This is a genomic window from Serratia sp. NCCP-200 (assembly GCF_059697885.1).
In genome coordinates this window covers 670,117-692,639 of sequence record NZ_BAAKUJ010000003.1, presented here as the reverse complement: position 1 = coordinate 692,639, position 22,523 = coordinate 670,117, and the positions used below count along the sequence as shown (strand labels likewise).

20 protein-coding genes are annotated in these 22,523 nt (G+C 55.8%); 3 read left to right on the top strand and 17 right to left on the bottom strand.

Going from position 1 to position 22,523, the window contains the following annotated elements; all coding sequences use genetic code 11:
• Positions 1 to 17: 17 nt before the first annotated feature.
• From rstB to folM, 3 genes are all read right to left on the bottom strand, one after another.
• A complete protein-coding gene (rstB, locus tag AC6HVW_RS13300; protein ID WP_071683460.1) occupies positions 18 to 1,322 on the bottom strand; it encodes a two-component system sensor histidine kinase RstB in 1,305 nt (434 codons plus the stop codon).
• Positions 1,319 to 2,047 (bottom strand): two-component system response regulator RstA, encoded by a 729-nt coding sequence (rstA, locus tag AC6HVW_RS13295; RefSeq protein WP_186486419.1) that lies wholly within the window; start codon positions 2,045 to 2,047, stop codon positions 1,319 to 1,321. Before rstA ends, rstB begins: the two co-directional genes overlap by 4 nt.
• A gap of 71 nt (positions 2,048 to 2,118) precedes the next feature.
• Complete coding sequence (folM, locus tag AC6HVW_RS13290; RefSeq protein ID WP_186486418.1) at positions 2,119 to 2,841, bottom strand: dihydromonapterin reductase; 723 nt, start codon at positions 2,839 to 2,841, stop codon at positions 2,119 to 2,121.
• A 120-nt stretch (positions 2,842 to 2,961) separates the two neighbouring features.
• Between folM and AC6HVW_RS13285 the strand changes: the two genes are divergently transcribed.
• A complete protein-coding gene (locus AC6HVW_RS13285) occupies positions 2,962 to 3,378 on the top strand; it encodes a hypothetical protein (protein WP_166735042.1) in 417 nt (138 codons plus the stop codon).
• 31 nt (positions 3,379 to 3,409) lie between these two features.
• Here AC6HVW_RS13285 and AC6HVW_RS13280 read toward each other — a convergent pair whose 3' ends face one another.
• The gene (locus AC6HVW_RS13280) at positions 3,410 to 4,801 is read right to left on the bottom strand and encodes an amino acid permease (protein WP_497569482.1); all 1,392 of its coding nucleotides are present in this window, start codon (positions 4,799 to 4,801) and stop codon (positions 3,410 to 3,412) included.
• Between the two features lie 229 nt (positions 4,802 to 5,030).
• Positions 5,031 to 5,981, bottom strand: a complete 951-nt coding sequence (gene ydgH / locus AC6HVW_RS13275) for a DUF1471 family protein YdgH (RefSeq protein ID WP_021177865.1) — start codon at positions 5,979 to 5,981, stop codon at positions 5,031 to 5,033.
• Positions 5,982 to 6,519: 538 nt separating this feature from the next.
• Here ydgH and pntA point away from each other — a divergent pair.
• Both pntA and pntB read left to right on the top strand, forming a co-directional pair.
• The gene (gene pntA / locus AC6HVW_RS13270) at positions 6,520 to 8,046 is read left to right on the top strand and encodes a Re/Si-specific NAD(P)(+) transhydrogenase subunit alpha (RefSeq protein ID WP_186486417.1); all 1,527 of its coding nucleotides are present in this window, start codon (positions 6,520 to 6,522) and stop codon (positions 8,044 to 8,046) included.
• A 12-nt stretch (positions 8,047 to 8,058) separates the two neighbouring features.
• A complete protein-coding gene (gene pntB, locus AC6HVW_RS13265) occupies positions 8,059 to 9,450 on the top strand; it encodes a Re/Si-specific NAD(P)(+) transhydrogenase subunit beta (protein ID WP_021177867.1) in 1,392 nt (463 codons plus the stop codon).
• A gap of 333 nt (positions 9,451 to 9,783) precedes the next feature.
• Here pntB and araD read toward each other — a convergent pair whose 3' ends face one another.
• The 12 genes from araD to AC6HVW_RS13205 form a co-directional block, all read right to left on the bottom strand.
• Complete coding sequence (gene araD, locus AC6HVW_RS13260; protein WP_021806497.1) at positions 9,784 to 10,485, bottom strand: L-ribulose-5-phosphate 4-epimerase; 702 nt, start codon at positions 10,483 to 10,485, stop codon at positions 9,784 to 9,786.
• Complete coding sequence (locus AC6HVW_RS13255; RefSeq protein WP_497569481.1) at positions 10,479 to 11,339, bottom strand: L-ribulose-5-phosphate 3-epimerase; 861 nt, start codon at positions 11,337 to 11,339, stop codon at positions 10,479 to 10,481. Before AC6HVW_RS13255 ends, araD begins: the two co-directional genes overlap by 7 nt.
• Position 11,340: 1 nt before the next feature.
• Positions 11,341 to 11,997, bottom strand: a complete 657-nt coding sequence (gene ulaD / locus AC6HVW_RS13250; RefSeq protein WP_186486415.1) for a 3-keto-L-gulonate-6-phosphate decarboxylase UlaD — start codon at positions 11,995 to 11,997, stop codon at positions 11,341 to 11,343.
• Positions 11,994 to 13,487: an FGGY-family carbohydrate kinase gene (locus tag AC6HVW_RS13245; protein ID WP_497569480.1), complete on the bottom strand. Its 1,494-nt coding sequence runs from the start codon at positions 13,485 to 13,487 to the stop codon at positions 11,994 to 11,996. The genes ulaD and AC6HVW_RS13245 overlap by 4 nt, the downstream gene beginning before the upstream one ends.
• Positions 13,484 to 14,782, bottom strand: a complete 1,299-nt coding sequence (locus tag AC6HVW_RS13240) for an MFS transporter (protein ID WP_179245840.1) — start codon at positions 14,780 to 14,782, stop codon at positions 13,484 to 13,486. Before AC6HVW_RS13240 ends, AC6HVW_RS13245 begins: the two co-directional genes overlap by 4 nt.
• Before the next feature lie 82 nt (positions 14,783 to 14,864).
• On the bottom strand, positions 14,865 to 15,857 hold the full coding sequence (locus AC6HVW_RS13235; RefSeq protein ID WP_071683468.1) for a DUF4862 family protein: 993 nt from the start codon (positions 15,855 to 15,857) through the stop codon (positions 14,865 to 14,867).
• A 61-nt stretch (positions 15,858 to 15,918) separates the two neighbouring features.
• Complete coding sequence (locus AC6HVW_RS13230) at positions 15,919 to 16,398, bottom strand: NanQ anomerase/TabA/YiaL family protein (protein WP_071683469.1); 480 nt, start codon at positions 16,396 to 16,398, stop codon at positions 15,919 to 15,921.
• Positions 16,399 to 16,408: 10 nt separating this feature from the next.
• A complete protein-coding gene (gene yiaK / locus AC6HVW_RS13225) occupies positions 16,409 to 17,407 on the bottom strand; it encodes a 3-dehydro-L-gulonate 2-dehydrogenase (protein WP_368436248.1) in 999 nt (332 codons plus the stop codon).
• A gap of 256 nt (positions 17,408 to 17,663) precedes the next feature.
• Positions 17,664 to 18,512 (bottom strand): SMP-30/gluconolactonase/LRE family protein, encoded by an 849-nt coding sequence (locus AC6HVW_RS13220; RefSeq protein WP_186486414.1) that lies wholly within the window; start codon positions 18,510 to 18,512, stop codon positions 17,664 to 17,666.
• A 13-nt stretch (positions 18,513 to 18,525) separates the two neighbouring features.
• Positions 18,526 to 19,626, bottom strand: a complete 1,101-nt coding sequence (locus tag AC6HVW_RS13215) for an ABC transporter substrate-binding protein (RefSeq protein ID WP_186486413.1) — start codon at positions 19,624 to 19,626, stop codon at positions 18,526 to 18,528.
• 14 nt (positions 19,627 to 19,640) lie between these two features.
• Entirely contained in the window at positions 19,641 to 20,726 is a 1,086-nt protein-coding gene (locus AC6HVW_RS13210) for an ABC transporter permease (RefSeq protein ID WP_059200894.1), read from the bottom strand.
• On the bottom strand, positions 20,716 to 22,257 hold the full coding sequence (locus tag AC6HVW_RS13205) for a sugar ABC transporter ATP-binding protein (protein ID WP_037375957.1): 1,542 nt from the start codon (positions 22,255 to 22,257) through the stop codon (positions 20,716 to 20,718). Before AC6HVW_RS13205 ends, AC6HVW_RS13210 begins: the two co-directional genes overlap by 11 nt.
• Positions 22,258 to 22,523 lie beyond the last annotated feature (266 nt).

The window sequence follows — 22,523 nt, the reverse complement described above, 5'->3', positions numbered from 1 at the left end:
CCAACGGGGCCGGATCGTTATGCTGGCTCTGTTTTGGTATCTAAAGGGGGTTTAATCGGCCAGCAGAAGCGGAAACTGGCGCCGCCTAAAGAGCTGGCCTCCACAAAGACCTGGCCTTGATAGGCAACGGCGATGGAATGCACGATCGCCAACCCAAGCCCGCAGCCGCCGGTAGCGCGATCGCGGCTGGGATCGAGGCGGACGAAGGGCTCGAATACCCGTTCGCGCTCTTCTGGCGGAATGCCAGTGCCATCGTCTTCCACCTGCAAGCATGCGGAGCCACCGTCAAACCACAGGCCGACGCGTAAATGCCGTTCGCTATAGCGCAGGCCATTGTTGACCAGGTTGTCCAACACGCGCTCCATCAGCCGCAGATCGACACCGCCAAAGTCACCGACATGCGGGATGTTCAGCTCAATGTCGCGCTCTGGGTGGATCAACTGGATATCGGCCACCTTATCCTGTAGCCAGCCGGGTAAATCGATAGGCTCAATATTCAAGGCTACCTGAGGCCGATCCAGACGCGCATAGGTCAATAGCTCGTCGATCAGGGATTCTAGCTGGCCGATATCCCGATTCAACGCCTGTTGCTCGCCGTCGGTCAGGTTATCGCTCATGGCCAATCGGTAGCGCAGGCGTACCAGCGGAGTCCTCAGCTCATGGGCAATACCGTCAATCAGCTGTTTTTTACTGACGATCAGCGTGTTGACGTTATCGGCCATCTGATTAAAGGCAACGCCAAGCCGGTAAAGGCTCGAGGTGGGTACAAAGTGTGTACGCTCATCGAGATGCCCGGCCCCCAGACGTTGGGCGGCATTTTCCAGTTTCAGCAAGTCCTGCCAATGCGGGCGCATCCAAAGGAACACCGGCAGAGCCAGCGACAAGCCGATAAAAATCAGCAGCACCAAATCCAGAATGCGCATCTGGTGCAGATAAAACAGATAAGGGATGGGGCCAACGACCAGCACGTAGTGGCTACGGGGAATGCGCTGCATAAAGGTGTAGCGATCGTCCAGCGCAATAATCTCTCCCATGTGCAGACGCTTGGTGAGATCTTCATTCAGGTTCTGCTTACCGAGCGGCTCGATATGCAGTTTGAACGACAGGTTTAAATCCAGGGTGGCGATGGTTTTGTTCCAGTCTTTTAGCGGGATCTCCCGTAGTTCGCTGCGCATCAGATACAGCGAACTCTTCATCAGGTCGTCCATCGATTGGCGCCCGGCGCGTTCGGCGGTGACCTTGTAAACCAGGCCAACCAGCATCGCCATTACCAGAAAGCAGACGAACAGCAGTAAAAAGAACTGCACGAACAGTTTTCTCATTGTTGCACCGATGCCCAGGCGTTGGGGGCAAACAGATAGCCCTTGTTGCGCACGGTCTTGATGCGAAACGGCTCCAGGGCATTGTCATACAGTTTGCGGCGCAGGCGTGAAATGGCCACATCGATGCTGCGATCCATACCGTCGTAGCTGACACCGCGCAGGTTTTGCAGCAACGCTTCACGGTCCATGATTTGCCCGGCATGGGTGGCCAACTCCCACAGCAGATCGAAATCTGAAGTGGAGAGGGTGACGATCTCTTCCCCCAGCGTCACCTGGCGGTTGACCGGATCGATGCACAACAAACCAAAATGCACGGCATTATGTTGGGTGATGTTCTGCGTTTGCTCTTCTTTTGGCTGGTTGCCACCGTGTTGGCGCAGGTGTAAACGCAGGCGAGCCAGCAGCACCGCAGGCGGTGTGGTTTTCAGGATGTAGTCATGCGCACCCATTTCCAATGACAGGATGTGATTCATATCGCTGTCCAGCGAGGTGAGCAACACGATCGGGCCGGGATAAACCGGGCGCAGATCGCGGCACAGCGTCATGCCGTCCTTGCCGGGCAGCATGATATCCAACAGCACCAGGTCTGGATGTTCCCGCTCAATACAGGCCTGTGCCGTATCGCCACGGGGTTCGATGATGACGTCGATGTCATGTTTGCCCAGATAGGCGGCAATCAGTTTGCCAACCTCAGGATCGTCTTCTACAAAAACAATTTTAGTCATAATAGGGTGGTTTTATAGGAAAAACGGCGTCCAGCATAGCGCGCTGCTCGGTGTTGCGCCATGCCGATTATTCAGCGCAGCGGTCGTCCGCCATCCACGCCGTGAGTGCGCCCGGTAACGTAGCGGCTGCCCATCAGATAATCCACCAGATTGACCACTTCGCTTTCCCCTGGGGCGATCTGCATCAGGGATTTGGTCAGTGCCTGCTGACGATAGGTTTCATCATCACCGGTGTTGAACATGATCAGCGCCGGGGCGATTGCATTCACTTTGACTTCGGGGGCCAGCTTGCGGGCAAAGGAACGGGTCATATTATCCAGCGCGGCCTTACTGGCGGCATAGGCAATATGCTTGTCGCTGCCTTTCTCCACCACATAATCCGTCAGGTGGATGATATCGGCACCGGCTTGCCCTTGGCCAAGCAGGCAGGGTTCCAGCAGTTGGTTAAGCAGGTAGGGCGTGTAAACGTGGATCTGGAGCATCGAAGCCATCACCTGTTCCGGCGGAGTATCGGCCGATTCTGCCAACCAGGCACTGGCGTTATGGATCACGGCACGCAGCTTTGGGGCGACCTGTTTCACCTGATCGGCAAAACGATAGATCCCTTCGTGGGCAGAGAAGTCGCCCTGCAGGCAGATCGCACCAAGGTCTTGGAGTTCGGCTAACGCCGGGTATTCACTGCGATAGGCAATAATGACCGAAACGCCCCGTTGTAAGAACGACTTGGCCAGAGCCAGCCCAATTCTGCGGGCACCGCCGGTGATCAACACAGGGGCCGAGTTGTGAGAGACCATCGAGTAAAGCTCCTGAGCAAACTGGCAAACATTAAGGTAATTATGCCATTATACGTCAGAAAGCGGATAACGCTTGCCATCGATGACATTTCAGCACTGGCCACCAGAAGGGTAACGAAGATGAACAACGATCATCTTGCATTCGTCGCGCGCAGTGAGAGAGTCTGTTTTGACTACACCCATTTTTTATCTGCCTCCTGCAAGAAGCAGTGGCGCTTTATCGATGCAATCTATGGCGTGATGCCCATTTTTGGCATGGTAGTGAAATCGCGCGTGGCAGACTCACGCTCACGTCAGGATCAGTTGAAAGAGTTAGCGTTACAGGTGGTTTCGACGCAGGTCAGCGATGAGGTCAATATTATTCGCCTGATCGATCTGGCCCGGCAGCAGCAGTTGGTGGTGTTTGATATTCAACTGCCGTATGCGCTGGCGGCGGAGCAGTTGGTCGCCATTGAGAAAGAGTGCGGCGAATCGGTGGTAGTGACGCAGGTGGGTGAGAGGATCACCATTAACGCCCAACCGGTGGCTGGCAATTAACCGGGTGAGGTCACCCGGTTAATTGAGTCGATCAATGCAACATAAACCATCCGGCCGGGAGGGTTGCTGCCAACAGCAGCATAACGGTGCCTTTCTCTAGTCGGTTGAGCAATTTCACCTCCTGATGTCCACTGCGGGCATACATAAACACCAGCAAGCCAGGTGCATACAGCAGCACCGACATCAACAGGTGCATCAGACCTGAAGCATAGAGTAGCCACAGCCCATACAGGCAGGCACCGCTGGCGGCGAAAATCAGCCGCTTGTCCTGCCGCTGACTGGCCACCTTGAACAGGAAGGCTCCCACCAGGAAATACGGCACCAGGATCATCTCGGAAGCGATGGTCAGCAGCGAGTTGTAGTTGCTGCCGGTCAGCCAGATAATCACCAGCGCAATTTGCACCGCACCATTGGTCAACCACAAAGAGGCGGATGGGGCGTGGTTCTGGTTTTGCTTGCGGAAAATTTTGGGGAATGCGCCGTGTTGAGCGGCCAGCAGAGGCACTTCGGCCGCCATGATGGTCCAGCTCAGGTAGGCCCCGCAAACCGAAACGATTAGGCCAGTGGCGATGATCACATCACCCCAAGGGCCGATCAGGTCAACCATCAGAACCGCCATTGACGGGTTGCGCATTTCAGCCAGCTCACTGCGTGGCACCACGCCGAGCGACAGCAGGGTGATCACCAGATACACCGCCAAAGCGGAAATCACGGCCAGCATGGTGGCGCGGCCAACGTCCTTTTTCTGCCTGGCGCGGGCGGAAACTACCACAGCACCTTCAACACCGATAAACACCCACAGGGTGATCAGCATGGTGTCTTTAACCTGCTGCCAAACTGGCGTACCAAGAGCAACGCCGTGGAAATCCAGCGTGAACGTATCCATGCGGAACGCGATAGCGGCCAGCACGGCAAACAGGCCGAGGGGCAGCAACTTAGCGAGGGTGGCCACCAGATTGATGCTGGCCGCCGTTTGCACGCCGCGCAATACCAAGGCATGGACGATCCACAGCAACAAGGATTCGGCGATCAACGCCTGCCAGGTGTTGCCATCGCCCAGGATCACCGTGCCGCTGCGGTCTGTAAACAGGCTTAGTGCAGCAAACACGATCACCAGATAAGAAACGTTGGCGATCACCGCACACAGCCAGTAACCCCACGCAGAGCAGAAGCCCACCAGTTCGCCAAAGCCTTCTTTGGCGTAGGTGAAGATGCCACCGTCTAGGTCGGGGCGCAGGCGAGTCAGTAACAGCATGGCAAACGCCAGGAACAGAATGCCGACGCCGGTGATGGCCCAACCAATCAGCAAGGCCGCCGGGCTGGCAACCTCGGCCATATTCTGCGGCAGGCTAAAGACGCCTGCGCCCAGCATTGAGCTGAGCACCAAGGCGGTTAACGCGGTAAGACCAAGTTTTCTTTCCAATGATGGATCCCGAGACAGAATAAACAACTATGCGTTCCGTGCAGGCCAGCCATAACGTCATGGCAATTACCGCAAGGGCAGGTAATGAAGCTAAAAATTGGCGCAAATTCTAAGGGGAGATGCTTGCAGATGCAATGATTGGTTATGCGCAATGGATAAAAACTTATTCAGCAGCGGCATAAAAAAAGGCTGCACGGTGGCAGCCCTTCGATCAAGGTGACAGCGGGGATTATTTGAACAGATCGGCGCTGACGGTCAGGTTGCCGCCGCTCTTGTTCTGCCACTGGCGCGTCACATGGTAGTACTTGGCGCCTTTCTCTGCGGCACGTTTCGCCACTTCGGTAGAGACGTCAGTCATGCTGTTGAAGTGGCCGGTAAAGGTCACGGAATCAAACGGCACCATCTGCGCGGCGGTGACGTTATTCACTTCCTGGATCTTGGTTCCGTTCGGCAGGGTTACAGTGTAACGCTGGCCGGTAGAGGTCTGAGTTTCGAAGAAGCGGCCAACGTCGCGGGCTGGTGAGCCGGAAGAGGCGACGCCTGGGATCTCGACCTTGGCGGCTTCTGCACCACCAGCAGCCAGCATGGCTTTACCGGCTTCAGAATCGGCAGGCACGGCATCCGGGCTCTGCACCACACGCTTCGGCGCATCGGCTTTATAGATGTAAGCGGTGATGAACTGGTTTCCGCCCTGGTTGGCATCCACCTGACGCACGATAAAGAACGAGGCAGCGCCTTTCTTCTGTGCGGCTTTGGAGATGGCGTCGTTGATGTCTGGCTGGCTGCGGTAGAAGCCGCTGACGGTGACGGTATCGTAAGGCTCAAGCAGGAAGGCTTCGTCTTTCGGCAGCTCTTTCACGCCGTTAATCACGCGGTACTTGGTCTCTTTGCTGACTTCTGGGGCATCTTTATGATAGACGTCTGCGGTGACGCGCCAGTTGCCGCCATTGTTGCTGTTGTTGATGTCCTGGATATAGAAGGCGTCGGCCCCCATTTTATCTGCACGGCGGGATACGGCATCGGCAGCTTCGTTGATGGCAATAAAACGGCCGGTAATGGTGATGCGATCAAACGGCTTGATGGCCGCTGCTTTCTCAGGAGTTAACTCTTGCGCGGCATGCACAGACAGCGCAGTAAGTGATAACAAGGCTGATGCGATGATCGTGGTCTTCAGCTTCATAAAAAATCCTTTCGCCAAGCGCAGTAACGTTTATAACGTGCTGAACAGTTTAGGTGTAATTCAGCCGCAGATTATGCCATGTAACCTTGGCAGGTGTCTCAGCATTTTATGTGATGCGATGCGACAAAGCCGAGCCACACTAGATGAGCCACATTGAGCCAACAGGTTATAAGTTTCAATAATAAAGCGTTTAATCTCATTAATGTTAATTATTCACAATTTTATAACTTTTATGCTCGCTGTCCGCGGCTGACAGGAAATGGCTTAGGGCTGGTTCTGCACAATAGTGCGTTGAAAAGGGCCTTCCGGGCAGTTTTTGCATCCAGATTTGAGATTTGTCATAGCCTTAGCTGCATTTTTATGTAAAAACTGACGGGTAAACGTAAGCAATTATGGATCATCGATCACATTTTCAGTAGGTTATAGGTGGCACCTTAATTTGCTGACAGGCAAGGCTGATAAAAAACTTGCCAGCCGGTGCTATCGCTATGGGTAACACGATAATAAACATCATCAGAACAGGTGAGAAGGGAACATTATGCGTATTGGTGTACCAAGAGAACGGTTGGCCAATGAAGCCCGAGTTGCAGCAACGCCGAAAACGGTAGAACAACTGCTGAAACTGGGCTTTACCGTCGCGATCGAAAGCGCGGCGGGAAAACTGGCAAGCTTTGAAGATGCAGCTTATCAAGCCGCAGGGGCGACAATTACCGATACAGCCGATGTGTGGCAATCGGATCTGATCCTGAAGGTTAACGCACCTCTTGAGGAAGAAATTGCGTTAATGCGTGAAGGCAGTACGTTAGTCAGCTTTATCTGGCCAGCACAAAACCCAGAATTGATGGCGAAGCTGGCGGCCCGCAACGTGACCGCTATGGCCATGGATTCCGTGCCACGTATTTCACGTGCGCAGTCCCTGGATGCACTGAGCTCAATGGCCAATATCGCCGGTTATCGCGCTATCGTTGAGGCGGCGCACGAGTTCGGGCGTTTCTTCACCGGCCAGATCACCGCCGCCGGTAAAGTTCCCCCGGCCAAAGTGATGATCATTGGTGCTGGGGTTGCTGGCTTGGCCGCTATCGGTGCGGCTGGTAGTTTGGGAGCGATCGTTCGCGCCTTTGACACCCGCCCGGAAGTGAAAGAGCAAGTGCAGAGTATGGGCGCAGAATTCCTCGAGCTGGACTTTGAGGAAGAAGCAGGCAGCGGCGATGGCTATGCCAAAGTGATGTCTGAAGCCTTTATCAAAGCGGAAATGGCGCTGTTTGCCGCTCAGGCAGAGGAAGTAGACATTATCGTGACCACGGCGCTGATCCCTGGCCGCCCGGCACCAAAGCTTATTACCAAAGAGATGGTGGCTTCCATGAAGCCGGGCAGCGTGATTGTCGATCTGGCCGCGCAAACCGGTGGCAACTGTGAGCTGACCGTGGCCGATAAGGTGACCGTTACCGAGAACGGCGTGAAGATTATCGGTTACACCGATCTGCCAAGCCGCTTGCCGACGCAGTCCTCACAGCTATACGGCACCAACCTGGTGAACCTGCTGAAGCTGTTGTCGAAAGAGAAAAACGGCGAAATCAATATCGATTTCGAAGACACCGTGATCCGCGGCGTGACCGTAGTTCGCGATGGCGAAGTTACCTGGCCAGCACCGCCGATCCAGGTCTCCGCCCAGCCGAAGCAGGCTGCCGCCGCGCCAATCGAGAAAGTTGAAAAGAAACCAACTTCACCAATGGTGAAATACGGCCTGATCGCACTGGCGATCATCCTGTTTGGCTGGTTTGCCAATTCGGCACCGAAAGAGTTCCTGTCTCACTTTACCGTGTTTGCGCTGGCCTGCGTGGTGGGTTACTACGTGGTCTGGAACGTCAGCCATGCATTGCATACCCCGTTGATGTCGGTCACTAACGCGATCTCAGGGATTATCGTGGTCGGTGCGTTGTTGCAGATTGGTCATGGCGGCTGGGTGAGTTTCCTCTCCTTTGTCGCGGTACTGATCGCCAGCATCAACATTTTTGGTGGATTCACCGTCACTCAGCGCATGCTGAAGATGTTCCGCAAAAACTAAGGGGTAGCAAAAATGTCTGGTGGATTAGTTACAGCTGCATACATTGTTGCCGCTATTCTGTTTATTTTCAGCCTGGCCGGTCTTTCGCGCCATGAAACGTCCAAGCAGGGCAACCTGTTCGGCGTGGCTGGGATGGCGATCGCGCTGATCGCCACCATCCTCGGGCCGGATTCCGGTAACGTGGGCTGGATCATTATCGCGATGATCATCGGTGGTTCCATCGGCGTGTATCTGGCCAAGAAGGTCGAAATGACCGAAATGCCAGAGCTGGTGGCGGTGCTGCACAGCTTCGTGGGTCTGGCGGCGGTGCTGGTCGGCTTCAACAGCTACCTGGATCACGGCACTGTCGCCATGGAGCCGGTGATGGAAAATATCCATCTTACCGAAGTGTTCCTCGGCATCTTCATCGGTGCGGTGACCTTTACCGGTTCTATCGTTGCCTTTGGCAAACTGCGCGGCATTATCTCTTCCAAGCCGCTGATGTTGCCTAACCGTCACAAGCTGAACCTGGCTGCCCTGGTAGTTTCCTTCCTGCTGATGGTGCTGTTCGTGCGTACCAACAGCGTTGGTTGGGAAGTGTTCGCACTGTTGATCATGACCGTGATTGCTCTTGGCTTCGGCTGGCATCTGGTTGCGTCAATCGGTGGGGCAGACATGCCGGTGGTGGTGTCGATGCTGAACTCCTACTCCGGTTGGGCAGCAGCGGCGGCAGGCTTTATGCTGAGCAACGATCTGCTGATCGTGACCGGTGCATTGGTCGGTTCTTCCGGTGCGATCCTGTCGTACATCATGTGTAAAGCGATGAACCGTTCGTTTATCAGCGTGATTGCCGGTGGTTTTGGTACCGATGGTTCCTCAACCGGCGACGCAGAAGAAATGGGCGAATACCGCGAAACTACGGCGGAAGAAGTGGCCGAACAGCTGCGTAACTCCACCTCGGTGATCATCACCCCAGGCTACGGCATGGCGGTGGCGCAGGCGCAGTATCCGGTTGCGGAAATCACCGAGAAGCTGCGTGCGCGCGGCATCAAGGTGCGCTTTGGTATTCACCCGGTGGCGGGGCGTTTACCGGGCCACATGAACGTGCTGCTGGCGGAAGCCCGTGTGCCGTACGATGTGGTGCTGGAAATGGACGAGATCAACGATGACTTCCCGGACACTGATACCGTCCTGGTCATTGGTGCCAACGACACGGTGAACCCGGCGGCGTTGGAAGATCCGCGCAGCCCAATCGCTGGTATGCCAGTGCTGGAAGTGTGGAAAGCGCAAAACGTTATCGCGTTCAAACGCTCGATGAATACCGGCTATGCCGGTGTGCAGAACCCGCTGTTCTTTAAAGAGAACACCCAGATGCTGTTTGGCGATGCCAAGGCCAGCGTGGAAGCGATCCTGCGCGCGCTGTAATATCACTGTAGGAAAAACACAATGCCAGCCATTTCTCAGTGGCTGGCATTTTTTTATCGAACTGACCCCTCACCCTAACCCTCTCCCACAGGGAGAGGGGACCGATCGAGTTGGGCTGAAAGTGTAGTAACCCACTTTGAATGAGGACCGATCGAGTGTGTTTGAAATTGTAGTAACTCACTTTGAATGAGGACCGTTCGAGAGTGTTTGAAATTGTAGTAACCCACTTTGAATGAGGAGCGATCGAGTTTGCTGAGATGACCTCTTTACTTCCAAAAGCCCAGGGGCTAACAGCTCCCTCTCCCTGTGGGAGAGGGTTGGGGTGAGGGGATGCTATTGCCCGTAATAGGCGTTCTTGCCATGCTTGCGCAGGTAATGCTTATCCAACAGCACCTGCTGCATGTTGCCAATTCCGGGCGTCAACTGCCGCGAAAAAATCCCCATATAAGCAATTTCTTCCAGTACGACCGCGTTGTGCACTGCGTCATGCGCATCCTTACCCCAAGCAAACGGCCCATGGGCATTGACCAGCACCGCCGGAATGGCGCTTGGGCTGATGCCGCGCTGGCGGAAGGTTTCAATAATCACCTTGCCGGTATCCAGTTCATAATCGTGCTCGATTTCATCTGCGGTCATCAACCGGGTGCAAGGGATCGCGCCGTAGAAATAGTCGGCATGAGTGGTGCCCCAGGCAGGGATATCCAACCCGGCCTGTGCCCAGATAGTGGCATGGCGTGAATGGGTATGCACGATGCCGCCGATGTCGGCAAATTCGCGGTACAGCGCCAGATGGGTAGCGGTATCCGAAGAAGGCTTCTTGTTACCCTCAACTCGTTGGCCATCGGCCAGATTGACTACCACCATATCCTCCACCTGCATATGCGCATATTCCACGCCGGAAGGCTTGATCACCACCAATCCGCGTTCACGGTCAACGGCACTGACGTTGCCCCAGGTAAAGGTCACCAGCTTGTGGCGCGGGAGGTCGAGGTTGGCCTCCAAAACCTGCTGTTTGAGCTGTGGCAGAGTTAGCATGTCATTCCTCCTTGCTGCATTTGTTGTTCAATCCAACGGCGGGCTTGCACGATCTCGGCAACCGGTTCGTCGGCCTTTTCGGTCCACATCTCTATCAGAAATGCACCGCGATAGTTGAGCTGTTTCAGCGTGCGGAACAGGGCGACAAAATCCACACAGCCTTCACCGAATGGCACATCGCGGAACTGACCCGGTGAAGTCTCAGTGACCGGGAAGGTATCTTTGAGATGAATGGCAGCGATGCGGTCAATGCCGAGCTGCAATTCTTGCGCGACGTCGTTACCCCAGGCACTAAGGTTGCCAACGTCTGGATATACCGTGAACCAAGGGGAAGCCAGTAGGGAGTCCCAGCTTTTCCACTTGCTGATGGAACTCATGAATTCGGTATCCATAATTTCGACCGCCAGCATCACCTGTGCGGCAGCGGCACGCTCCACCGCCCATTGCATACCCTCGGTAAAGTGGGCGAGAGTCCCTTCATCCTGCTGTTCGTAATACACGTCATAACCCGCCAACTGAATGGTGCGAATGCCAACGTCTTTGGCCAGCTTGATCGCCTGTTCCATGATGAGATAGGCCTGTTGCCGCGTGGCCTCGTCATGGCTGCCGAACGGGAAACGGCGATGGCCGGAAAGGCATATCGAGGGAATGCTGATGCCGGTTTCCAACATGGCGCTGACCAGCGAAAGACGCTGCTCTTTGCTCCAGCTCAGACGTGCCAGCCGCTCATCACTTTCATCGACCGACATCTCGACAAAATCAAAGCCGCAGGCTTTGGCCAATGCCAGCCGCTCTGGCCAGCTCAGGTGTTTCGGCAGCGCTTTTTCGTAAATTCCCAACGGATGCTGGCGCATATCAAGATCTCCAAATGTCATCAATGGCGGTATGAAACTGACGTGCGGCCACCACCGGATCGGCAGCCTCGGCCAGCGCACGCCCGGCAATAAACGCCGTCACGGCGATGTCTTTAAACAGCGGCAAATCGGCCGGGACGATCCCGCCGGTAACCGAAAGCTCAATCCCCAGATTGGACAGCGCCTTCATGGTGTCCAGATCCTGTTGACCCCAGGTTTGCCCGCTGGCCTGAGCATCGCGGCCACGGTGGTAAATCGCCTGTTTGATACCCAGATCGCGCCAGGCTCTGGCATCTTCCAGCGTCCAGCGGCCAAACAGTTCGATCTGGATTTCACCCCGGTAGCGCTCGGCCACCTCCAGCGCGCTAGCCATGGTGGCTAGGGGGGCTGCGCATATCACAGTCATCCAGTTGGCCCCCTGCGAAAAAGCCTGTTCGGCCAGGGTCGCTCCGGCATCGGCCACCTTCAGATCGGCGACCAGCGTATGCTGCGGGCAACGTTCACGCAGGGCGCTCACTGCCAGGATCCCGGCGCTGATGCATAAAATGGTGCCCGCCTCGATGATGTCGACGTACGGATGCAGACGGTCGACCGTTTGCAGAGCGGCATCCAGCCGGGTGTGATCGAGCGCCAGTTGCAGGCGCGGTTTGATGGTCATAAAGCCTCCTTAAAGTCGCCGTGTTGCAGCGTTTGTAGCGTGGCAACTAGCGCCTGATAACGTTGGTATTTGCGGTGGTAAACATCCTGAGCGGCGGGATCTGGCAGAACGGTTTCGATGCGTGGAGCCAATGCCCGCTGCGCGGCGGCAAAGCCGCTGAAAGCACCGGTGCCCACCATGGCGGCCATCGCCGCGCCCAGACAGCCGGTTTCTTCCACCTGCGGCAGCTCGACCGGTAAGCCGCTGACGTCGGCAAACATTTGCATCCAGGGTGCCGATTTAGCAGGCCCCCCGGTGACGCGCAGTGCCTTGGTCTTAGGGAAACGTTGCCGCATACGGTTCAGGTGGGTCATATGGCAGAACACCACGCCCTCGAAAATCGCCTGTACCAGATGTTCGCGTTGATGGAAGGCCTGGATGCCGTAGAAGCTGGCACTCAATCCCAGCCCGGCGTTGGAACCATAAAGGAAGGGGGCAAACAGCAACTGGCTGCCAGCCTTGGGCAGGTCTGCCACCCAGCGGTTGAGCTGCGCGTAGTCGTGCAGGTCCCATTGCTGGCAAAACCACTCCAGATTGGCAGCGGAGGTAGGGCTGGCTTCGTGGACGATGTATTTGCCTTGCTCAGCGTGGCGGCCATAAACGAACGGATAGCCGGAGTCGGAAGCGATCGTTGCGGTTATCCCGCTGGTGACCGACCAGGTGCCCATTACCGCGTTGAGCCGGGTTTCATCCTGCAACCCGGCACAAAGTGCGGTGGATACCACGTCAAACAAACCGCCCGCCACCGGGGTGCCGACTTGCAAGCCGGTCAACGCCGCGGCTTCAGCACTAACGCGCCCGGCGATCTCGGCAGAACCGACAATCGGCGGTAGGGCTGGCACGATCTCGTCGATGCCAAGCAACTGTGCCAGCGCCGGGTCATAACAGCCGCGCTCCATCTGATACAGGTTGGATTCGGAGATATTGGTTTCTTCACAGGCCAATTCGCCCGTCAGGCAGTAGCGCAGGTAGTCATGAGCCATCAGCACGCTGCCGATCTGGGCGTAGCGCTCGGGTTGATACTGCTTGATCCAGCGCAGCAGCGAAACCGGATGGCCGGTCCATAACGTCTGGCGAGTTTGCTCGTACAGCGCTTGCGGCATGCCCGCTTGTTGCCAGGCCATCACCTGAGCCAGTGCCCGTTGATCGGAAGATAGAATGGCGTTACCCAGCGGTTTTCCCTGTTTATCCAACAGGAACACGCCTTTGCCCTGGGCCGAAATCCCCAGCCCCTGAACGGCTGCCGCGGAGATCCCGTTATGTTCCAACACCTCGCGGATCACGCTGGCGGCGGTTTGCCATAGCGCGGGCATATCCCGTTCCGCCCAGCCAGGCTGTGGGGCGACGATCGCCAAATTACGGCGAGCAATGCCCAGTTCTTTACCTTCGGCGTCATACAATCCGGCCTTGATAAAGGTGCCGCCGCAATCGAGCCCGAGCCAGTATTTCATTGCTCGCTCCCGGCGACCTGGTCGCATTTGTTGGGTAACATCAGCGCCAGCATTGCGGCGATCGCCAGTGAGGCTGCCAGGCTATAAACGCCAACGTCCTTGTTGAACAGAGTAATCAGCACGCCGACCATATAGGGGCCGCAGAAACCGCCGAGGTTGCCCAAGGCATTGATCACACCCCGTGCGCCACCGGCCACTTCGGCGTTGAATAATTTGGGGGGAATAGTCCAGAACACGCCTGCGGCCGCCTGAATAAACACGCCGCAGCCGACTAACGCGGCATAAGACCACCAGATGTGATCTTTCAGCAGTACGGAAAGCGCCATGCAAATCGCAAAGCAGGCCAGCGGCAGGGCAACGAACACTTTGCGTTTACCGGTGCGATCGGACAAGGTGGAAACGATCAGCATGCCGAAAATGGCGCCAATGTAGGGCAGCACGGCAAGCCAGCCCACTTGTTCCATATTGCCGTTGGTCAGGCCCTTCAGAATGGTGGGCAGCCACAGGGTGTAGCCGTAGATCCCGGTTTGATAGAAGAAGTTAACCAGGATCAGTTGCCACATGATACGGTCACCCAGTACGCGCCGCAGCGAAGCATTGCGCACCGTTTTGCCTTTGATCAGCAACTGTTCGTCATGCAGGGTTTTGATCAGGTAGTCTTTTTCAGCTTGCGAGATCCACTTGGCTTCCTGCGGGCGGTTGCTGATGGTGAAACACCACAACGCCATCACCACCAGTGACAGGCCACCTTCCACCAGGAACAGCATGCGCCAGTCCCAGGCGGTGATGATCCAGCCGGAGAGCGGGGCGGTGAGGATACCGGCGATCGGCACGAACATGATCACGATGGCATTGGCGCGGCCACGTTCCTTGTCCGGGAACCAGTTGCTGATCATGGTCAGCACTACCGGCAGCATACCGCCTTCTGAAACACCCAGGGCAAAGCGCAGGAACAGCAGTTGGTATTGATTGGTCACCAAACCGGTCAGCACCGAGATCACCGCCCAGGCCAGCAGCGACCAGCCAATAAACTTTTTGCCGTTACCGTTAACCGCCAGCTTGCCGCCGGGCACTTGCAGAAACAGATAACCGATGAAGAAGATGCCGCCTGCCAAGCCGGCCATGGAGGCGGTGATCCCTAATTCGGCGTCCATGCCGCCAGGCATGGCGAAGGCGATATTAACGCGGTCCATATAAGAAATAATGCAGGTGATCAGAATAGGCGGCACAATTCTCAGCCAGCGTAATTTGGGTATGGCCTGACTTTGGCTAACAGCAACAGAAGCAGTATTCATGTTATTGATACCTTCGCATATGTAGGGGGCTCGGAATAAATCCGTATTATTGTTTACCGTTTTATGGGTATTATGTGATGTTCTATCTTATTGGTGTCGTAATTAGGCCACTGCTTAACGCCAAGGCGTTGATACCATCCTTGATAATAGCGATCCGTTGTTCGACACTCTCTTGTGCCGAGGTGGACAGTAATTTGATACCTGCATAGTTTAATTCTGCCAGCGGAGCCTGATTAAATAATTGCCGAGCACTGTCCAGCGTCATTAATGATTCATGGCAAACATAATGGCTCCCATCGAATGGGGCAAAGGGCGCATGCGTATCCTCCCATTCGCCATAAGCACCGTGGCTGGCGGTGCCGGAGAACATCAGGGCGCTCAATAACCCTGCCTGTTGACACTGTTTCACCTGTTGTAAAGGCAGGAGGTCATTATGCCCCTCAATAGCAGAGCGGCCCCAGTTGATGGCCAGGGTTAGCGTATCGCCAAAGTGGCGGTTAATCGCCTGCGCCGCGATGATCTCATCTTCCAGCGTCAGGAAACCCTTGCGTGGCTTGGGCCCGGTCAGTGCATCGCAGTGCTCAATCACCAAATCGCATTCCCAGTGCCAACCGGCAATGTCTTCCAATGAGGCAATGAAGGCCTGCCGCGCCGCGGCACTGTCTTTTTCCAGCAGGTTGGGGGCCGATTGAAGCTCCAGGGCTACCACCTGTTGGCGACCGGCGCGATCGTTGGTGCGCTTAACTTTGTCATGTATTGAACGGATATAATCCACCGCTGCCTGGCGCTCCTCCTCATTACGGGCGGCGAGACCAAAATCCCGCCCGCTGCCGCGTCGTTGCATGGTCCCCATTACCGCGGTAAGCACCAGTTGCCAGTGGCTGGGGATCTGCTTAAGCAAGAAATCGTCACCATAAGGATGCAGTTCGTCCAGGCAAGGCTGCTCCAGCCCACGGATCAGCGGCAGTTCAGCCAGCCGATCCCAGAATTGAACTTCCTTCTCACGTTCGAGCTGATGAAATGAAGGGGCGCAAGGATAAGCACCAATAATAAAGCCCGGCGTTGTGTTTTCCATATTTTTCACCTGATATTATCGCAATCAATGAAACGGCTAAATTCACGTTATGAGACAGTCTTTAATTCATCGTACTGGAAAGTAATGTTATCGGTATTTTTACTACCACCTTTCTGATGTCGCAGGACGTTTGATTAATGCAGGCAGGGCGATGGACATCCTGCGGATAAAATACCGCAAAATTACCGGGCTGCATGGTTAACCAGGATTCGTCTTCTACGTCCTGATAGAAAATAATGTCACGCTGCGCTAATAATTCCTGATGAATAAGGTTGTTTCCTCTGTCCGCCGCAACGCCTATTAATTCAGTGCCGCTTACCAGGAACTGCACGTCAATATTTTTACGGTGTACTTCAGGGCGCAACTCATCTTTATGTTGCGTGTGAAGATCCAGCACCTGCACTACATAACCGGTTTGCGGATCCTCATAACGCCCGGCAGACAGAATGGTAAAGTCGGTGTTCTGCAAATAGGCCACGGCTTTGGCAATCGCCGGGGGATAGTGTTCTGCTGCCGTATGAGCAATATGGCCGAAGATCATAAACAGCTCCTTAAAGTGCCTGAATGCGGGCCCAGACGCGATCGTCTACCGGGATGCCATCGCGTTGATTTTCGGCGCGGACGTGCGGGAAGCGGTGGCCAGGCAAGCGAATGGCGACTTCTGGGTTATCACGCTCGGCGCTGGTAACGTAATCCATTATGCGTTGCAGCTTTTCATCACGGGTTTTGCCGTCGATCAGGCGGTCGATCTCAATGGCGATAAACACCTGCGAAATGCCGTATTCATCACGGTTATCTTCGGTAACTTCTGCGACTGATGAACCGCCAGAGAGCAGGGTAGCGATCATATCCAGCACTATCGACAGCGCAGACCCCTTCCAATAGCCCATTGGCAAGATACGCCGATTTTCCTCAATGGTGGCCGGATCGCGCGTCAGGTTGCCGTCGTTATCGAATCCGCCGTCTACCGCCAGTTTTTTGCCCGCCAGGCGATTCATTTCCAGCGCGCCGTAGGAGAACATCGACATCGACATATCTACCATGGTGATCGGGTTACTTGGCACGGCAACGATCAGCGGGTTAGTGCCGATACGGCACTCTTTAGCCCCCCAAGGCGGCATGACGGCGATCGAGTTGGTCCAGCAAATGCCGATATAGCCTTTTTCTGCCGCTTGCCAGCCGTAACCTCCGCCACGCATCCAGTGGTTGGCATTACGCAACGCCACCAGGCCAATTCCGTGTTGATCCGCCAATAGCATGGCACGATCCATCATCTTACGGGCGGTCAGGTTGCCAATGCCCTGATGGGCATCCCACTGTTCGATGGCGCCTAACGACAGTAGCTTGCTCGGTTCGGCGTCAGGCACGATATCACCTGCGTCCAACTGCTGAATGAAACGTGGGAAGCGGTTGACCCCGTGGGAATAGACGCCGCTTTCGGTGGTATCGGCAAACAGAGTGGCACACTCATCTGCCGTGGTTTCCGCCACTCCCCGTGCCAGCAACACGCGTTTGAATTGCTGCTTTAATTCGGTATAGCTCACTCTCATATTGCTTCCCCTTTATGGTGAACTGAGTGTTTTATGGTCTTTTAATTTCAATATGCGAAATTGCATTTCAAATAAATGCTATACCCCTGTCGGGATGAAGTCAAAGCCAGAGTGAAGTAAATTTTTATTGAAAAACAGTCAGTTAAATTAACCTGGCGATTATGTGATCGGCAACACAGTTTGAGGGTGATGACGTGCTACAGACGTGACAAAGCAGGGAGAGGCGAACTCCCCCTGCGTGATGACCAGCCCATGATTACCCGTGGGTATTCAGGACAATGCGGTACAGCGATGTGGTGGCGGTAATGTAGAGCTCATTGCCTTCCGGCCCACCGAAGGTACAGTTGGAAACGCACTCCGGCACCGGGATTTTGCCAATTTGTTCCCCTTGAGGATTAAAGATAATCACGCCGTCGGCACAGCTGCAAAACAGATTACCGGCGGTATCCAGGCAGAAGCCGTCCGGGATCCCCGGTGCGACCTGCGCAAAATGCCTGCCAGCCTTCAACTCCCGTCCTTCCACCTGATACACCCGCAGTTCGCGACGTCCAAGAGTAGGGAAGTCAATAATCGACATATCCGCCACGTACAGCAGGCTTTCATCCGGAGAGAAGGCCAGGCCGTTGGGCCGCTGCAGATCGCTGGCGGCAATGTTCAGCGAGCCATCACGGGGATCGAAGCAATACAGATAGCAGCCGATCACCTGGCTTTCGGACTTGTAGCCCTCTTCATCGCCGATGATGCCGTACGGCGGATCGGTAAACCATAATGTGCCGTCGGAGCGCACCACGATGTCGTTTGGTGAGTTGAAGCGCTTACCATCCACCCGGTCGACCAGCAGTTGGACACTGCCGTCGTGCTCGGTGCGGCTGATACCCCGTCGCCCATGTTCACAGCTGATGACTCGCCCCTCGGCATCACGGGCGTTACCGTTGGCATAGTTGGATGCCGCTCGCCATACGCTGAGCTCGCCATTACGGGCCCAGCGGAACATGCGGTTGCCTTTTACATCGCTGAATATCACAGCATCCTGCTGTGGGAGCCATACCGGGCCTTCGGCCCAAACGGCGGGGGAGCACAAACGTTCCAGTCGTTGTTCGATCATCTCAGCCTCCTGATTACTTCACGCCCCAAATCGTTTTGTAATGGCCCTGATAGTCATTTTGCGGGTCATACATGTTATTTGGGCCACCGTCATTGGCGACGTTCTCGCGGGTGACCAGATGGGCCGGGGTCACGTAACCGGAAGGTGCCTGCTTGGAGAAAGCACGGTTAAATTCATCCAGCAACTGCCAGCCGTGCAGCTTCAGCGGCTCGGGCACGGTGGCCGACTGGCTGTCACCGGAACGAATGCGTTGATAGGCAGAAATAGAGCCGTCACCGGCCGAGATATTAAACGGCGCATTGCTGCCGCCTTTACCGGCAGTTTTCAGCGCCGGAGCCATAAAATCGAAATACAGATCGTTGATCGCCAACGCGTACTGGAACTTGTCACCGTATTTCTGCAACAGGCTGAAGGTCATGGCTGGCATGCGGCTGGCGGTGTCTGCCAGCGGGGTGTCGATAAACTCCACCAGCTTACAGCCGCTGCATTTGGCCACTTCTTCTTTCATCACGTTGGCCTTGTCCAGAGCGATTTGGTACAGCGAATCGGTAAAGATCAGCACGCTGGCCTGCCCACCGGATTTCACGACCGCGTACTGTGCGGCGATGCGTGCTACCTCATTGGAATCGGAAGTGACGTTATAAAACACATCGTATTTGGCGATGGGGCCGGGCTCCGGCACTGCGTGCCAGGCCGTCAGAACGATCCCCTGAGCCACCGCCTTTTTCAGCGGGATTTTAGCCACGTTGGGGTTCCAGCCGCCGATCACGATCCCGTCCGGCTTTTGGGCAATGGCCTGATTCAGCGACGACAGTTGGTCTTTCACCGAACCACCGCCGTCCAGCGTTTCCAACTGCCAGCCCGCCACCTTGGCTGCTTCGCTCAGCCCTTGTTGCACTCCTTGCACGCCGCCGTTTTTCATGTCAGAGGCAATAAAGATGATTTTCTTGTTCGCCTGCAACTGCGGCCCGCTGGTAGGGCCATCCCATTGGGTACTGCTGGCCGTGGCTTTGGCTACCGCCGCCGTGGCCTGATCGAGATAGGCATCTGCCCAGGCCGGTGAGGTGGCCAACAGCAGAGTGGTGATCCCGGGCAAAATCCAACAATGTTTCATGGCTGTGCTCCTGATTAAGGATTGATCGCTTTTTGGTTGTTGTTGTCGGCAGATGCCGCCTGACTGCGTTGTACTGCTTTCTGATTGAGTAACCGACGGCGTTGGGCATAGCCCGCCAGAGTGATGGACAGCAGCAGCGTCGCGCCGTTGAATAACGGTTCGACCCAGAACTCTCCACCAAACTGTTGGATCCCCGCGATGCCGATCGCCAGAATGGCAATACCGACCACGGTGCCCCAGACGTTCACACGCCCTGGGCGAATGGTGGTGCTGCCGAGAAATGCGCCCACCAGGGCGGGTAACAGGTAATCCATCCCGACGCTGGCCTGGCCTACGCCCTGTTCGGCAGCGATCAGCACGCCGCTAAAACCGGTGAGCACGCTCGAGGCGATAAAGGCGCCAATGGTGAAGCGATTGACCGAAATACCGTTGAGCCGCGCCGCAGCCGGATTGCCGCCTACCGCATACATGCACCGGCCCAGCGGGGTATGTTCGGTGATCAGCCACAGGATGACGGCGACGATCAGCACGTAGAAGGCCACAATCGGGATCCCGGCGATTTCGGTGTGATGCAGGGCGATAAAGGCGTCGGGCAGGTCGCCGACAATCTGCCGCCCGCCGGAGTGCCATAGCGCCAGCGCATACAGCACGGTGCCTGAACCCAGGGTGGCCACGAAGCTGTCGATATCCGCCAACGCTACCAGGATGCCGTTAAGCAGGCCATAAAGCGCGGAAATGACCAGCACGGTCAACACCGCCATCTGCCAGGAGAAGCCATATTCCACCTGTAAGGTGATCGCCAGGATGTGCCACAGCACGATACCGAAACCGACGTTCAGGTCGATCTTGCCGACGATCATCGGAATGGTGGCCGCCAGCGCTAGCAGGGCGATCTTGGCCTTGCTGGAGAGGATCGCCTGTACCGTCAGCATCGAGGCGAACGACGGCGTGGTAAGCGAGAAGACGATCACTAACGCAATACACAGCAGCAGCAGGCCATAACGGGTAATGATTTGCATCAGCCATGGGCCAACGCCGTCCTGTCCCAGGCTGACGCGCTGTTCCAGCGCCGTTGATTTGACGGACGTTTTATTCGACATGGTATTCCTCCACAACGGCTTCCCCGGCGCTTGCAGAGGCCAGCTCCAATAAATTGGCGAACGAGACTTGTTGGTTCTTCAATTCGCCCACCACTTTCCCCCGGTTAAACACCAGGGCGCGGTTACAGATATGCGCGATCTCTTCAAAATCGTTGGAGATCACCAATACCGCCACGCCGGCTGCCAGGGATTTATTTAGCAGATGATAGATTTCGGCGCGGGCGCCCACGTCAACCCCGGCAGTAGGGTCTTCCAGGATCAGCAACGGTGCCGCAAGATGCATCCAGCGGGCCATCACCACTTTTTGCTGATTGCCGCCGGACAGGGCGCTGATATCGATATTGACGTCTTTGGGCCGCACGTCGAACAGCTGCACCTTCCACCAACTGGCACCGATTTCGGCTCGGCGGCTATAGCGCGAGAACAGCTTATGGCCGCTGGCGCAGGGGTTGATAAACAGGTTTTCCCGTACGCTCATCGACATCACCAGGCTTTCGCCGGTGCGATCGCCAGCGACAAGCGACACTCCACAGGCCATAGCCTGCTGCGGCGTGGTGGCTGAGTAAGGTTTATCGCGAAACTGGATTTCTCCGCTGTCCCGTTGGCGCAGGCCAAACAGCAGGCGGCCAATCTCCTCCTGGCCAGCGCCGCGAAGCCCGGCAAGAGCGAGCATTTCACCCGGCTGCAATTCAAAGCTGACCGGGCCGATATCCCCGACGGTGATGTTATGCAGTTGCAATACCGGCGGCTGGTGCTGCGGCAGCGGTTCACGCTGATCTTCCGCCATCGCTTCACCCACGATCATCTGCACCAGATCGCGCAGGGAATAATCGGCGGTATTGCCCCCGGCAACGTAGCGCCCGTCACGCATCACGCAAACCCGATCGGCAATTTCAATCACTTCATCCAGGCGATGGGTGACGTAAATCATGCCGACCTTTTTGGCACGCAGCCGGTTGATCACCGCAAACAGGTGGCGTACATCGTTGGCGGGTAGGGAAGCGGTAGGTTCATCCAGCACCAGCAGTTCGGCATTCACCGCCACCGCCCTGGCAATGGCCAGCAATGACTTTTCCGTGCGGGAAAGCTCAAATACACGTGCGTCTGGGTCCAGGGCAATCCCCACATCCTGCAAGGCTTCCAGCGCACGGCGGCGAATGGCTCGCCAGTCGATCAGCCCGAAACGGCGGGGAAACCCCATCACCAGCGCCATGTTCTCCGCTACCGTCATCCATTCAATCAGGCCCAGATCCTGATGGATAAAAGCAATCGGCTGGCGGCTATCACTTTTAATCGCCGCCGCCGAGGCAATGCTGTTACCTTGAAAGTGGATATCGCCGCCATCGCGGGGATACACTCCAGCCAGGACTTTGATCAACGTGGATTTACCCGCGCCGTTTTCCCCTAGCAGTGCCAGCACTTCTCCGGGCATCACCTGCAGGCTGACGTCGTTAACCGCGATGTTGCCGCCAAAACGCTTGACGATATGGCTGAGCGTAAGAATGGGTTGATCCGCATTGCCTTGAGTCATGTGATGCGCCCCTGTGTCGGTTCGCGCCATCAGCGCGATGCCAATAAATGAAGTCCTGCTGTTTTAATCAACCTTAAATTTCAATATGCGAAATCAGATTTCAAAAATGATATGCCTAACGTCGAGCTAAAGCAAAGCCGGGACGGTTTTAATTCTCCTTAATAAACAATGGATTATTTTTAATTTTGTCAATTTGTGACGCACAACTCACTTATAAGGTTGCCGGAATTTTGCGGGTTTTAACCTCACTACTGAAAATGATACGG